Annotated in this window: 11 protein-coding genes; 9 read left to right on the forward strand and 2 right to left on the reverse strand. The window is 72.1% G+C overall.

Annotated elements, in window-relative coordinates:
- Positions 1 to 44: 44 nt before the first annotated feature.
- A complete protein-coding gene (locus tag ACLZN2_RS15955) occupies positions 45 to 1,868 on the reverse strand; it encodes a dolichyl-phosphate-mannose--protein mannosyltransferase (protein ID WP_416979232.1) in 1,824 nt (607 codons plus the stop codon).
- Between the two features lie 127 nt (positions 1,869 to 1,995).
- Between ACLZN2_RS15955 and rsmI the strand changes: the two genes are divergently transcribed.
- From rsmI to ACLZN2_RS15985, 6 genes are all read left to right on the forward strand, one after another.
- Complete coding sequence (gene rsmI / locus ACLZN2_RS15960; protein WP_416979117.1) at positions 1,996 to 2,868, forward strand: 16S rRNA (cytidine(1402)-2'-O)-methyltransferase; 873 nt, start codon at positions 1,996 to 1,998, stop codon at positions 2,866 to 2,868.
- Positions 2,869 to 3,073: 205 nt separating this feature from the next.
- A complete protein-coding gene (locus ACLZN2_RS15965; protein WP_416979118.1) occupies positions 3,074 to 3,472 on the forward strand; it encodes a hypothetical protein in 399 nt (132 codons plus the stop codon).
- Between the two features lie 76 nt (positions 3,473 to 3,548).
- Complete coding sequence (locus ACLZN2_RS15970) at positions 3,549 to 4,427, forward strand: TatD family hydrolase (RefSeq protein WP_416979119.1); 879 nt, start codon at positions 3,549 to 3,551, stop codon at positions 4,425 to 4,427.
- Between the two features lie 121 nt (positions 4,428 to 4,548).
- The gene (locus ACLZN2_RS15975; protein ID WP_416979120.1) at positions 4,549 to 5,928 is read left to right on the forward strand and encodes a ubiquitin-like domain-containing protein; all 1,380 of its coding nucleotides are present in this window, start codon (positions 4,549 to 4,551) and stop codon (positions 5,926 to 5,928) included.
- A gap of 282 nt (positions 5,929 to 6,210) precedes the next feature.
- A complete protein-coding gene (gene rsmA / locus ACLZN2_RS15980; protein ID WP_416979121.1) occupies positions 6,211 to 7,119 on the forward strand; it encodes a 16S rRNA (adenine(1518)-N(6)/adenine(1519)-N(6))-dimethyltransferase RsmA in 909 nt (302 codons plus the stop codon).
- The gene (locus ACLZN2_RS15985) at positions 7,116 to 8,009 is read left to right on the forward strand and encodes a 4-(cytidine 5'-diphospho)-2-C-methyl-D-erythritol kinase (protein ID WP_416979122.1); all 894 of its coding nucleotides are present in this window, start codon (positions 7,116 to 7,118) and stop codon (positions 8,007 to 8,009) included. Before rsmA ends, ACLZN2_RS15985 begins: the two co-directional genes overlap by 4 nt.
- A gap of 13 nt (positions 8,010 to 8,022) precedes the next feature.
- Here ACLZN2_RS15985 and ACLZN2_RS15990 read toward each other — a convergent pair whose 3' ends face one another.
- Entirely contained in the window at positions 8,023 to 8,616 is a 594-nt protein-coding gene (locus ACLZN2_RS15990) for a Uma2 family endonuclease (protein ID WP_416979123.1), read from the reverse strand.
- A 156-nt stretch (positions 8,617 to 8,772) separates the two neighbouring features.
- Between ACLZN2_RS15990 and ACLZN2_RS15995 the strand changes: the two genes are divergently transcribed.
- From ACLZN2_RS15995 to ACLZN2_RS16005, 3 genes are all read left to right on the forward strand, one after another.
- Positions 8,773 to 10,581 carry an ABC-F family ATP-binding cassette domain-containing protein gene (locus ACLZN2_RS15995; protein ID WP_416979124.1) on the forward strand — a complete coding sequence of 603 codons (1,809 nt, stop codon included), beginning with the start codon at positions 8,773 to 8,775 and terminating at the stop codon, positions 10,579 to 10,581.
- Between the two features lie 168 nt (positions 10,582 to 10,749).
- Positions 10,750 to 12,501: a PQQ-binding-like beta-propeller repeat protein gene (locus ACLZN2_RS16000; RefSeq protein ID WP_416979125.1), complete on the forward strand. Its 1,752-nt coding sequence runs from the start codon at positions 10,750 to 10,752 to the stop codon at positions 12,499 to 12,501.
- A gap of 82 nt (positions 12,502 to 12,583) precedes the next feature.
- Positions 12,584 to 14,617 (forward strand): PQQ-binding-like beta-propeller repeat protein, encoded by a 2,034-nt coding sequence (locus ACLZN2_RS16005; RefSeq protein ID WP_416979126.1) that lies wholly within the window; start codon positions 12,584 to 12,586, stop codon positions 14,615 to 14,617.
- Positions 14,618 to 14,629: the final 12 nt, after the last annotated feature.

Genomic DNA, 14,629 nt, shown 5'->3' on the forward strand with positions numbered 1-14,629 from the left:
GGAATTGTTAGCCGAGGGTGCTCAATCGCGTACGTGAACGTCGGCTACACCCATGTGTCGATCCACATCCGCGACCGCCACTGGTCGATCGGGATCGCGGTGCCCGTGAACAGGGGCCAGAAGTAGATGAAGTTCCAGGCGATCAGGAGGACCAGGACGCCCGCTCCCGTCGCGCCCGCCACGCGGCGGGTGTCCGTGGAGCCCGGGGGACCGATGATCGCGCCGAGCATCATGGCGACCGCCAGGCAGAGGAACGGGAGGAAGACGACGGCGTAGAAGAGGAAGATCGTGCGCTCCTGGTACATGAACCAGGGGAGGTAGCCGGCCGCGATGCCGCAGGCGATCGCGCCCGCGCGCCAGTCGCGGCGGAAGAGCCAGCGCCACAGGACGTAGAGGATCGCGAAGCAGGCCGCCCACCACAGCAGCGGGGTGCCGATCGCGAGGACCTCGCGGGCGCACTTCTCGCCCGCGTCGGCGGGGCAGCCGTCCGTGCCGGGGGAGGGGGACTCGTAGAAGAACGAGACCGGGCGGCCGAGGACCGGCCAGCTCCACGGGTTCGACTGGTAGTTGTGCGGCGAGGTGAGGTGGGTGTGGAACTCGTACACCTCGTGCTCGTAGTGCCACAGGCTCCGCAACCAGTCCGGGAACAGCCAGGTCCAGCTGCCGCCCTTGCCGTCGGTGGCCGCCCAGTTGCGGTAGTAGCCGCCCGAACCGTCGCTGGGCGAGAGGATCCAGCCCGTCCAGGACACCAGGTAGGTGACGAGGGCGACGGGGATCGTCGCGAGGAAGGCCAGGCCCGTGTCGTGCCTGAGGACGGCCCGGTAGGGGTGCTGGGCGCCGGCCACCCGGCGGGAGCCCACGTCCCAGAGCAGGGTCATCAGGATGAACGCCGCCATGATGTACAGCGTGTTCCACTTGGTGCCGAGTGCCAGGCCGAACATCAGGCCCGCCGCCCAGCGCCAGGGGCGCAGACCGAGGCGCGCGGTCTCGGCGATGTGCGCGTCCGGGCGGCAACGGCCGTCCAGGTCCGTGGGCAGGGCCGCGGCGAGCCGTTCACGGGTCCGGTCGCGGTCGATCACCAGACAGCCGAACGCCGCCAGCACGAAGAACATCAGCACCCCGTCGAGCAGCGAGGTGCGGCTCATCACGAAGGACAGCCCGTCCACCGCCATCAGCGCGCCCGCGAGGCAGCCGAGGAAGGTGGAGCGGAAGACACGGCGGCCGATCCGGCACAGCAGCAGCACGGCCAGCGTGCCCAGCAGGGCCGTCATGAAGCGCCAGCCGAACGGATCGAACCCGAAGATCAGTTCGCCGAGCCCGATGACGTACTTCCCGATCGGCGGATGCACGACGTACGCCGCGTCCGTGGGGACGGCGACATGGCCGCCCGAGGACTGGATGACGTCGTTGGCGTTCTTGTCCCAGTTGACCTCGAACCCGCGGTGGACGAGCGCCCACGCGTCCTTGGCGTAGTACGTCTCGTCGAATATCACCTTCTCCGGGGAGCCCAGGTTCCAGAACCGGATGACGCCCGCCATCAGCGTGACCAGCAGCGGACCGCCCCAGCCCGACCAGCGCGCGATCCGGTCCGCCCACACCGGCGGCAGCCCCAGCGTCTGCCACAGCCGGGGACTGGGCCGTGTGTACGGCGGCACCAGCCTGTCCCGGACATCGGGCGCGGGCTCGGCCGCGTACCCGAAACCGCGCAGCCGCTGCCGCCACGACGACGGCCGCCGGTCGTGCACGCCGTCGTGCGGGTCGTCGCGCACGGCATCGCGCACGTCATCGTGCACGCCGTCGTGCGGGTCGTCGTGCGCGGTCGGTGCGGGCCGGTGGTCAGTGGAGCCCGTGGAGTCCGTGGAGTCCATGGAGGACGCGGTACTGGTCACCGCGCCATCGTAGGGAACAGGTCTGTGTGAGTCCCGTGCATGGGCCCAGTCGGCCGGTCATGCCGGGCGTCCTCCCGGGCACACCGCGCCTGCGAGGATGGGGAACGTGACTGACACGCCCGCTCTCGCGCCCGGAACCCTCGTCCTCGCCGGCACTCCCATCGGCGACGTCTCCGACGCCCCGCCGCGGCTCGCCGAGGAGCTGGCCGGCGCCGATGTCGTCGCCGCCGAGGACACCCGCAGGCTGCGCCGGCTGACCCAGGCCCTGGGGGTCACGCCCAAGGGACGGATCGTGTCGTACTTCGAGGGCAACGAGTCGGCCCGTACGCCCGAGCTCGTCGAGGACCTGCTGGGCGGCGCGCGCGTGCTGCTCGTCACGGACGCCGGCATGCCGTCGGTCTCCGACCCGGGCTACCGGCTGGTCGCCGCGGCCGTCGAGCGCGACATCCGGGTCACCGCCGTACCCGGCCCGTCCGCCGTGCTCACCGCGCTCGCCCTGTCCGGGCTGCCCGTCGACCGGTTCTGCTTCGAGGGGTTCCTGCCGAGGAAGGCGGGGGAGCGGCTGTCGCGGCTGCGGGAGGTCGCCGAGGAGCGGCGCACCCTCGTCTACTTCGAGGCCCCGCACCGCCTCGACGACACCCTCGCCGCGATGGCCGAGGTGTTCGGCGCGGACCGGCGGGCCGCCGTCTGCCGGGAGCTGACCAAGACGTACGAGGAGGTCAGACGCGGTCCGCTGGGCGAACTGGCGCAGTGGGCGGCCGAGGGGGTGCGGGGTGAGATCACCGTCGTCGTCTCCGGCGCGCCCGAGCGCGGTCCCGAGGAGCTCGACGCGGCGGAGCTGGTGCGGCGGGTGCGGGTGCGCGAGGAGGCCGGCGAGCGCCGCAAGGAGGCCATCGCCGCGGTCGCGGCGGAGGTGGGACTGCCCAAGCGCGAGGTGTTCGACGCGGTGGTGGCGGCGAAGAACGCCGGGGGGCTGTGAGGCGAGGGGAGCAAACCCCCTCTGAGCAGGGCGCATGTCGGATGAGCGTGCGCCCCATGTGCGGGCAAAGGGCGCCGGGGCTTGTGGCAAGGGACGCCCAAATCGGCTTCAACACTGCACAGGTCGGGTGCCGTTCGGCCGGTGCGAGGCGTCCACTGGGTGACGGGACTCGAACCGTCCCTCCAGCGGACAACAGGAGCTGGCCATGAGTGAGATCACAGGGCACACCGGCCTTCGCAACGGGGCGACCGCCGTGGTCAACGAGTCGTATTCCTTCGCCTGCATGCGCTGCGGGCACGGCTGGGAGCAGTCGTACGCGATAGAGCACCACATCGACGCCGGCGGACACGAGTTCGTCCAGTACGTCGCCGAGGGGCGGGTCGTGCCGTCCCCGCTGAGCCGGCCCGCGTGCCAGAACTGCGACGGGCACGTGGTGCGCATCATGCGGGCCGGACAGGTGTCGTCGGTGCAGGGCGCGGCCCGCCGGGGGCGCCCGGTGCCGCAGGCGGGACCGGTGGAGGTGCCCGAGGTGCCGGCCCAGACCGGGGAACCGCACCACTGGCAGCTGTCCGATCTCCTGCACCCCTTCCGCAAGGCGAGCTGAGCGCGGAGCGGCCCCCGCGCGGGCCGGGGCGAGGCGTGCCCCTTTCGTGGGAACCGGGGCTCCGTAGGATCGGGGCATGCCTCCCTCCAGCGACAAGAACGCGGCGCCGCCGCTCCCGGAGCCCCTGCGGGTGCCGGTCGCCGACTCCCACACCCACCTCGACATGCAGTCCGGCACGGTGGCGGAGGGCCTCGCGAAGGCCGCGTCGGTCGGTGTCACGACGGTCGTCCAGGTCGGCTGCGACATCAAGGGTTCCCGCTGGGCGGCCGAGACGGCGGCGGCGTACGACAACGTCCACGCGGCCGTCGCCCTGCACCCGAACGAGGCGCCCCGCATCGTGCACGGCGACCCCGACGGCTGGTCCCGGCAGGGCGCGCGTGAGCCGGGGGGCGCGCCGGCGCTCGACGAGGCGCTCGCCGAGATCGACCGCCTGGCCGCTCTCGCGCACGTCAGGGCCGTCGGCGAGACGGGACTGGACTACTTCCGCACCGGCCCCGAGGGCAAGGACGCGCAGGAGCGTTCCTTCCGCGCCCACATCGAGATCGCCAAGCGGCACGGCAAGGCCCTCGTCATCCACGACCGCGACGCCCACGCCGACGTCCTGCGCGTGCTGAAGGAGGAGGGCGCCCCCGAGCGGACCGTCTTCCACTGCTACTCCGGCGACGCCGAGATGGCCGAGATCTGCGCCCGCGCCGGGTACTTCATGTCCTTCGCCGGTAACGTCACCTTCAAGAACGCCCAGCACCTGCGCGACGCCCTGGCCGTCGCCCCCCTGGAGCTGGTCCTGGTCGAGACCGACGCCCCCTTCCTCACCCCGGCCCCCTACCGAGGCCGGCCCAACGCGCCCTACCTGATCCCCGTCACGGTGCGCGCCATGGCCGCCGTACGGGACCTCGACGAGGACACCCTCGCGACGGCGCTCGCGGCCAACACCGCACGCGCGTTCGGCTACTGAGGCGCCCGCGGTGTCACCCGAACACAACTCTGAGTAGCTGCGCCGCTTTGGAGAGTGACTGCCTCTCCGCTAGGTTCTGGGGGCCCGATCTGGACCCCCAGGACCCCTGGAGCGTGTCGGCGTGAGGAACTCGCAGCAGTACTACGAGCCGTACGGCGGCGGCGACACGTACGTCGACCTGCACAACGCGGAGACCGTCGCCCACGGCGTGTACGGTCCGCCCGGGACCGGGGGCGCCCCGTACGGGCCGCCGTACGACGACACCTACCGGCCCGCCTACGAGGCGCCCCGGCCGACGGAGCCGTTCCTGCCGCAGCAGGGCGCACCGGTACCCGCGGGCGCGGGGGCCGGGGCCGGCGTGGGACGGCGGGCCGCGCACCGGCGCAGGGCGCGGGTGACCCAGCGCCCCGACTCCCCCGTGCGCCGACTGCTCCCGCAGGCCCTCGTCGTCGCCTTCCTCGCCGGCGGCACCACCGCCTTCGTCGCCGAGGACAAGGCCGTCGAGCTGACCGTCGACGGCAGGTCGCGCACCCTGCACACCTTCGCCGACGACGTGACCGAGCTGCTCGCGGACGAGGGCGTGCCGGTCGGCGCGCACGACGTGGTGGCGCCCGCCCCGGGCACGGACCTCGCCAGCGGCGACGAGATCGAGGTCCGCTACGGGCGGCCCGTACGGCTCACCCTGGACGGCCGCCGGCACCAGCTGTGGACGACGGCGCGCACGGTCGAGGCGGCGCTCGAACAGTTCGGGGTGCGCGCGGACGGCGCGTACCTCTCCCTCGCGCGCACCCGGCGCATCGGGCGGGAGGGGCTCGCGCTGGACGTGCGCACCGAGCGCTCCGTGACGGTCCTGGCGGACGGCCGGGCCCGCACCATCCGCACCAACGTGGCGACCGTGCGCGAGGCGGTCGAGGCGGCCGGGATCACCCTGCGCGGCGAGGACACCACGTCCGTCGCGCCCGGCAGCTTCCCGCGCGACGGGCAGACGGTGACCGTGCTGCGGATCACCGGCAGCAAGGAGGTGAGCGAGGAGCCGATCCCGTTCGAGGTGCGGCGCACCGACGACCCCACCCTCTTCCGGGGCACCGAGCTCGTCGAGCGGGCCGGGCAACCGGGGCTGCGGCGGATCACGTACTCCCTGCGCACCGTCAACGGCGTGCGCCAGAAGCCGCGGCGGCTCAGCACCGAGCTGGTGCGGGAGGCGCGCACGCAGGTGGTGAAGGTCGGGACGAAACCGCTGCCGACGTCCATGGGGGCCGCCGACGGGCTGAACTGGCGGGGGCTCGCGGCGTGTGAGTCCGGCGGTCGTCCCGACGCGGTCGACCCTTCGGGGACGTACGGGGGGCTGTACCAGTTCGACAACCGCACCTGGCACAGCCTGGGCGGCAAGGGCCGGCCCCAGGACGCCCCGGCGTCAGAACAGACGTACCGAGCGAAGAAACTCTACGTACGACGCGGAACGACCCCTTGGCCACACTGCGGCGCGAGGCTGCACTCGTGAGCCGCCGCAGGTAATTGCGGGCTGTCGTGCGACCGCGGCCCGGTGGGGGCTGGTCGCGCAGTTCCCCGCGCCCCTGGGGGGTTGCGGCTGCTGTTCTGTGCCCTCGTAGCTGCGGGCAGTCGTGCCTCCCCCAGTGCCTTAAGGGCCTGGGAGGTACCCCCAGGCGGCACGGGTGGGCGCAGCGGCACCCCGCAAGCGCGGGCAAGCGAGACCCACCCCCGGCTGGCACCCACCCCGGCCCACCGGGCAACCGCGCCCACGACACCCCCGTACCCTTGTCCCGTGAGCAGCCCCACCCCCGACGCCCTCCTCGGCCCCGCAGACATCCGCGAACTCGCGGCGGTCCTCGGCGTGCGCCCCACCAAGCAGCGCGGCCAGAACTTCGTGATCGACGCGAACACGGTCCGCCGTATCGTCCGTACCGCGCAGGTCCGCCCCGACGACGTGGTCGTCGAGGTCGGCCCGGGGCTCGGCTCCCTCACGCTCGCCCTGCTGGAGGTCGCCGACCGGGTCACGGCCGTCGAGATCGACGACGTCCTGGCCGGCGCCCTCCCCGCGACGATCACGGCGCGCATGCCGGAGCGCGCGGAGCGGTTCGCGCTGGTGCACTCCGACGCGATGCACGTCACCGAGCTCCCCGGCCCCGCGCCGACCGCGCTCGTCGCGAACCTCCCCTACAACGTGGCCGTGCCCGTCCTCCTGCACATGCTCGACACCTTCCCGGGCATCGAACGCACGCTCGTGATGGTCCAGTCGGAGGTCGCCGACCGCCTCGCCGCCGCGCCCGGCTCGAAGGTGTACGGCGTCCCGTCCGTGAAGGCCAACTGGTACGCCGAGGTCAAGCGGGCCGGCGCCATCGGCCGCAACGTCTTCTGGCCGGCGCCGAACGTCGACAGCGGGCTCGTCTCGCTCGTCCGCCGCACCGAGCCGATCAGGACGACGGCGTCGAAGGCCGAGGTGTTCGCCGTCGTCGACGCGGCCTTCGCCCAGCGGCGCAAGACGCTGCGGGCGGCCCTCGCCGGGTGGGCCGGCTCTGCCGCGGCCGCCGAGGTGGCGCTGGTCGCGGCCGGGGTGTCCCCGCAGGCGCGCGGCGAGTCGCTGACCGTCGAGGAGTTCGCCCGGATCGCCGAGAACAAGCCACGGAACCAGCCACAGAACCAGCCGCGAAACCAGCAGGAGAACGCAGCGTGAGCGTCACCGTCCGCGTGCCCGCCAAGGTCAACGTCCAGCTCGCGGTGGGTGCCGCGCGCGCGGACGGCTTCCACGACCTGGCGAACGTGTTCCTGGCCGTGGGCCTCTACGACGAGATCACGGTGACCCCGGCCGACGAACTCCGCGTCACCTGCGAGGGCCCCGACGCCGCCCAGGTCCCCCTGGACCGCAGCAACCTCGCCGCCCGCGCGGCGCTCGTCCTCGCCGAGCGGTACGACCGTGACGCCCGCGTCCACCTCCACATCGCCAAGGACATCCCGGTGGCCGGGGGCATGGCGGGCGGCAGCGCGGACGGCGCGGGCGCGCTGCTGGCCTGCGACACGCTGTGGGGCATCGGCGCGCCCCGCGGTGAACTCCTCGACATCTGCGCCGAGCTGGGCAGCGACGTCCCGTTCAGCCTGGTCGGCGGGGCGGCCCTCGGCACCGGGCGCGGCGAGAAGCTGACGCCGCTGGAGGTGGGTGGCACGTTCCACTGGGTGTTCGCGATGGCCGGGCGCGGGCTGTCGACGCCGGCCGTGTTCCGTGAGTTCGACCGCCTCGGCGAGGGGCTCGACATCCCCGAGCCGGTCGCCTCCGAGGCCCTCCTCGACGCCCTGGCCGCCGGTGACCCCGGTGCGCTCGCCGCCACCGTCTCCAACGACCTCCAGCCCGCCGCCCTCTCCCTCTTCCCGGAACTGGCCGACACGCTGGCGGCGGGGCGCGGGGCGGGCGCGCTGGCGGCGCTGGTCTCCGGGTCCGGCCCGACGACGGCCTTCCTGGTGCGTGATCGGGGGGCGGCGGAGACAGTGGCCGAGGCCCTGCGTGCCTCCGGCACCTGCCGCACGGTGCGTGTGGCGACGGCGCCGGCGGCGGGGGCGACGGTGCTCTGAGGGGTGGTTCCGGTCAGAGGCTGTCGATGGCAGTCAGGTCGATGACGATGTCGTAGGGCTTTTCGACCTTGACCTGGTCCCGATGCATCCCCGTATGAACGTACGCCTTGGTGAGCGGGTCGAGTTCGTACACATGGATGACAGGCCTGCCGCTGCTCCCGCTCTGCTCAACCCGCCAGAAGTTCGGGATTCCAGCGGCAGCGTACTTCTGCGGCTTGGTCGTGCGGTCCCGGGATTCCGAGTCCGGCGAGACGACCTCCACGGCGAGGAGCACGTCCTCGGCGTGGTAGCTCGTCTGGTCCGGCCCGGTGACCGCGTCGGCGCGGATCACGCTGACGTCTGGTTCGGGACCGTTGCGGGTGTCGAGGACGATGGTCATCTCGCGTTTGACCTTGAACTCGGCTGGCAGTCCACCGCGCAGACCAGTGACCAACAGGTCGATCGCATCGGCGTGGAAAGCTCGCTGCGGACTCACGAAAACCAGGCTCCCGTCGATCAGTTCGGTATGCGGCGGGAGATTGGGCAGCGTGAACAGGTCGTCCACGGTGTAGCCGCCCTGTGGCGGCACCGGCCACTGGACGCGGTGCTTTACGGACTCGGCGGTCATGGTTCCTCCCATGGACGGGATCCTGCTGCCTCTTTCCACGGTAGCGGCCCTTTCCCGATCACGTCATCACAAAGAGTGACAACCCCCTCGCGCCCCGCCCCTCACCCGGCAGGCCCTACGCTAGAAGGCTGACCGACCCCCATGCGCAGGAGAGAAATGGCCGTCAACCTGGTCAATGTCGAGAACGTCAGCAAGGTGTACGGCACCCGTACGCTCCTCGACGGCATCTCGCTCGGCGTGTCGGAAGGGGACCGCATCGGGGTCGTGGGCCGTAACGGCGACGGCAAGACCACCCTGATCCGGATGCTCGCCAAACTGGAGGAGGCCGACTCCGGGCGGGTCACCCACTCCGGCGGGCTGCGCCTGGGCGTCCTCACCCAGCACGACTCCCTCGACCCGGCCGCGACCGTGCGGCATGAGGTCATCCGGGACCTGGCCGACCACGAGTGGGCGGGCAACGCCAAGATCAGGGACGTGCTGACAGGGCTGTTCGGCGGCCTTGACCTGCCCGGCTTCCCGCAGGGGCTCGACACCGTCATCGGACCGCTCTCCGGCGGTGAGCGCCGCCGTATCGCGCTCGCCAAGCTGCTCATCGACGAGCAGGACATGATCGTCCTCGACGAGCCGACGAACCACCTCGACGTCGAGGGCATCGCCTGGCTCGCCCGCCACCTCCAGGCCCGCCGCTCCGCGCTCGTGTGCGTCACCCACGACCGCTGGTTCCTCGACCAGGTCTGCACGCGCATGTGGGACGTGCAGCGCGGCGACGTCCACGAGTACGAGGGCGGCTACTCCGACTACGTCTTCGCACGCGCCGAGCGCGAGCGGATCGCCGCGACCGAGGAGGTCAAGCGGCAGAACCTGGTCCGCAAGGAGCTGGCCTGGCTGCGGCGCGGCGCCCCCGCGCGCACCTCCAAGCCGCGCTTCCGCGTCGAGGCGGCCAACGAACTGATCAAGGACGTGCCGCCGCCCCGCGACAGCAGCGAGCTGATGAAGTTCGCGTCGTCACGGCTCGGCAAGACCGTCTTCGACCTCGAGGACGTCTCCGTGCAGGCCGGGCCCAAGGTGCTGCTCAAGCACGTCACCTGGCAGCTCGGCCCCGGCGACCGCATCGGCCTCGTCGGCGTCAACGGCGCCGGCAAGACCTCCCTGCTGCGCGCCATGGCGGAGGCCGCGCGCACCGAGGGCGAGACACAGCCCGCGGGTGGGCGGGTCGCCGTCGGCAAGACCGTCAAGCTCGCCTATCTCTCCCAGGAGGTCGGCGAACTCGACCCGAACCTGCGGGTCCTGGAAGCCGTCCAGCGGGTGCGCGAGCGCGTCGACCTCGGCAAGGGGCGCGAGATGACCGCGGGTCAGCTGTGCGAGACGTTCGGCTTCAACAAGGAGAAGCAGTGGACGCCGGTCGGCGACCTCTCGGGTGGTGAGCGGCGGCGGCTCCAGCTGCTGCGGCTGCTCATGGACGAGCCGAACGTCCTCTTCCTCGACGAGCCCACCAACGACCTCGACATCGAGACCCTCACCCAGCTGGAGGACGTCCTCGACGGCTGGCCCGGCTCGATGATCGTCATCTCCCACGACCGGTTCTTCGTCGAGCGCACCACGGACCGGGTGTTCGCCCTCCTCGGTGACGCGACCCTGCGGATGCTGCCGCGCGGCATCGACGAGTACCTGGAGCGCCGGGCGCGCATGGAGGAGGCCGCGGCCGCCTCCGCCCCGGCCGCCGCGCCGAAGCCGGCCACGACCGAGAAGAGCGCCGCCGACCAGCGCGCCGCCAAGAAGGAACTCCAGCGGATCGAACGGCAGTTGGACAAGATCTCCGAGCGGGAGTCCAAGCTGCACGCGCAGATCGCCGACAACGCCACCGACTTCGCGAAGGTCGCCGAACTCGACGCCGAGCTGCGGGGATTGGCGGGCGAGCGGGAGGATCTGGAGATGCGCTGGCTGGAACTGGCCGAGGACGCGTAGCGTTTGGCCACACGCGCGTGTGCCCCGTGAAGGGGGCGTGAAGGCGCATAACAACGGCATCACGGCCCGGTCCTCCCTTGGGAACAGGGGTGGATACGGGCCGTTTCGGCGTCTGTGCCGGGTGATACAAAGGGTTGGCCGAAAATCAGTGACAAGGGGGAAACGCTGATGGCGCAGCCGCCTGATCAGCCGCCGCAGCAGGGTGGTTTCGGAGCACCTCGGATGCCGCCCCAGCCGGCGGGCGCACCCGGGCCCGGGCCCGCGCCCGCGCCCGGTTACGGCCATCCGCAGCAGGCGGGGCCCTACGGCCCGTCGGCCGCACCGGGACCGTACGGACCGCCCCAGCCGCAGGGGCCGTACGGGCCACCCGCGCAGCCGGGGCCGTACGGACAGCCCGCCGGCCCCTACGCCCAGCAGCCCCAGCCCGGTTACGGCTACCCGCCCGGCCCGCCGCAGTTCCCCGGCGCCCCCGGCACCCCGCCCCCCGGCTCGCGCAACCCCTTCAAGGGGCGCCCGGCGATGGTCGTGGCCGCCGCGGTCGCCGCGCTGCTGGTGATCGGCGGGGTCGTGTTCGCGGTCGCCGGCGGCGGCGACGACGGCAGGAAGCCGGTCGCCGACGCGAGCGACGACAAGAAGGGCGCGAGCGACAGCCCGGTCAACCCCGGGGACGGCAGTGGGGACGGCGGCGAGGACCCACAGGACCTCAACGCGGGCCGCAAGGCCGGCGAGGCGAAGGTCCTCTGGTACAAGGAGGCACCGGACGCGCCCGCCGACGGCGCCGACGCACCCGGCATGTGGATCACGTCCAAGGTGGCGGCGAAGGCGGCGTACAAGGAGGTCGTCGCGTACACCGTGGGTGACGGCAAGCCGGCCTGGGACCCGATCACGTTCCCCCAGAAGATCTGCTCGGTCACCCAGGACACGACCGCCGACGACAAGATCGTCGTCGCGTACATGAGCGGGGTCAGCGACCGCGCCCAGTGCAACCAGCTCCAGCAGATCGACCTCGCCACCGGCGCCAAGGGCTGGACCGCGAAGGTCCCCGACGGCCGGCTCTTCGACAGCGTCGGCAGCGGCATCGGACTGTCCCTCGCCGGCGACACGCTGGTCGTGGGCCGCTCGCAGTCAGGGGTGGCGTACGACGTCCGCACCGGCAAGAAGCTGTACGACAAGCAGAAGTACGGCGATTCCTGCTTCCCGAAGGCGTTCGCGGGCGGGGCCCGGCTGGTCATGGTGTCGTCCTGCGCCGCGCTGAAGACCGACGAGCACGTCGAGCTCCAGGAGCTGGACCCGGCGACCGGCAAGGCCGGCTGGACCCGCAAGCTCGACAAGGGCTGGGACGTCGAGCGCGTGTACTCCCTCGACCCGCTGGTCGTCTACAGCGTCAACGACGACAAGAACAGCTGGAACATCTCCACGTTCAAGGCGGACGGCGGCTTCCGCTCGCAGGTCGGCGTCGACGAGGACTTCGACCCGCAGTGCGGCTGGGCCCTCTACGGCAGCGACCTCACCGGCTGCCTCGGTACGGCGGTCGACGCCAACACCCTCTACCTGCCCACGGATTCGACCTCCGGCGCCAACGAGATCGTCGCGATCGACCTCTCCACCGGCAAGGAGAAGTGGCGTGTGAAGTCGCCCACCGACGAGCCGATGTCGCCGATGACGACCGAGAGCGGCAAGCTCGTGGCGTACGTCGAGCCGTCCTCCGGCGCGGGCGGCCGCGTGGTGTCGATCCCGACGACCGGATCCGCGCACACCCCGACCACCCTGCTGCAACTGCCCGCGGGCACGGTCGACATCGAGGACGGCTTCTACAACGCCGACCGCGCCTGGGCCGACGACCGGTTCTACCTCTCCTCCACCCAGCTGACCGGCGAGGACGACGGGAAGGAGAAGCTGATGCTCGCCTACGGCAAGTGAGCGGACCCTCTTCGCGCCCTTCCCGTCCTGTCGTCCCCAGCGCTTCGCCGAGCGTTTTCGCCTCCGCCGAGGAAATCCACACATGACCCAGCCGCCGCCCCCACCGCCGAACCAGCCCCCGCCGGGAGCCTCCGGCACCCCCGAGGACCAACCGCCCCAGCAGCAGGGGGCGTTCGGACCGCCGCAGCCGCCGCAGGACGCCGTACCTCAGGACGCCGCGCCCCAGGGCGGGCCGGAGGCCTCGCGGCCCCGTCGGCCGGTGCCGCCCGCCCCGCCGGAGGGGCCGCAGCTCAGCCATGCGCCCGGCGGCCCCATGCCGCACCAGGCGGCCGTGGCGGACCAGCTGAGGAAGAACGCCCAGGCGGCCCAGGCGGCCCACGCTCCCCAGCCCCAGCCCCAACCGCAGCCGCAGCCGGGCTACGGTCCTCCGCAGGCACCCCCGCCCCCGCAGCAGCCCCACCAGCCCCAGCAGCCCCAGCCCGGTTACGGCTACCCGGCCGCCGCACCCCAGCCCCCGCAGCCCCAGCCGGGCTACGGCTACCCCGCGGGCGCCCCCCAGCAGCCCCCGTACGGCACCGCGGCCCCGTACGGGCAGCAGCCCGGCTACGGCTACCCGGGGCAGCCGATGACCGTGCCGATGCAGCCGCCGTCACCGTCGCCGTCCGCGCCGGCGAGCGCGCGGAGGATGAACGCCTCGATGGTGATCATCGTGGCGGCGGTCGCGGCGATCGCGCTGATCGTCGGCGGCGGTGTCTGGTACTCGAAGTCCTCCGGCGGCGGCAAGCAGGACGGCCCCACGGCCTCCGGCGGCACTGACGGCACCGGCGGCGGCGAGGACAAGGGCGGGGTCGCCAAGGGGAGTGAGAAGGTGCCCTCCGACCCCGGCGCCAAGGCCCTGTTCCAGCTGCCGATGCCCACCGTCGCCAAGGACGACAGCGTGGCCGTGGACGGCTCCTGGCTGACCGACAAGGCGTATGTGAAGAGCGGGGTCGCCGAGATCGTCGGCTACGACCGCGACAAGGGAACGAAGCTGTGGACGGTCAAACTGCCCGGCCCGGTGTGCGCGGCGAGCCGGCAGACCAACGACGACGGCCGCACCGCGGTCGTCTTCCAGCCGAAGATGCCCCCGAAGGACTCCACCGCCGGCTGCACCCAGGTCGCGGCGATCGACCTGAACGCGGGCCGGCAGCTGTGGACGAAGACGGTCAACTCCGGTGACGCCCTGATCGACTTCGACAACGTCACCGTCAGCGCGAACACGGTCGCCGTGGGCAGCACCGACGGCGGCGCCGCCTTCGACATCGCGAGCGGCAAGGTGCTGTGGTCGCCCAAGACCTCCGACACCTGCTACGACGCCGGCTACGGCGGCGGCGCCAAGCTGGTCGCGGTGCGCAAGTGCGGTACGTACGACGCGCCGCAGCTGCACATCCAGACCATCGACCCGGTCTCCGGGAAGGTCCTCTCCGAGTACAAGCTGGCCACCGACATCGAGTACGCCGGCGTGGTCTCGACCGATCCGCTGGTCGTGGCCGCCGACGTCGGCGACAGCGCCGGTGACGGCAGCGGCATCTCGGACTTCTTCTCCATCGACAACAAGACCGGTGAGCTGCGCACCCGTATCTCCGCGCCGGGCGACGAGTACGCCGCCGAGTGCGACACCATCGACACCCCCGAGGCCTGCGCGGGCCTCGCCGTCGGCAACGACCGGCTGTACATCGCCACCGAGGAACGCGACGCCGACGACGGCTCCAGCACCAACTCGATCGTCGCCTTCGACCTCGGCACCGGCAAGCAGACCGGCCAGCGCGCCGACTCGGGCACCGACTACACGCTCTTCCCGCTGCGGATGGACGGCGGCAACGTGATCGCGTACAAGGAGCCGCCGTACGACAAGGGCGGACAGGTCGTCAGCATCGACGGCGGCTCCTTCAAGGAGACCACGCTGCTGGAGAACACGGACTCGGAGGAGGCACGGGAGATGGAGAGCAACATGTCTCCGGCGTACTCGGAGCTCCTGTACTCCCAGGGCCGGCTGTACATGGCGGACACGTACGCCGACGAGTCGAGCGGCGGCGACAAGGAGTACCTGGTGATCGCCTTCGGCACCTCCGGCTGAGCCGAATCCGTT

Source organism: Streptomyces sp. T028, from assembly GCF_048159505.1.
GTDB lineage: Bacteria > Actinomycetota > Actinomycetes > Streptomycetales > Streptomycetaceae > Streptomyces.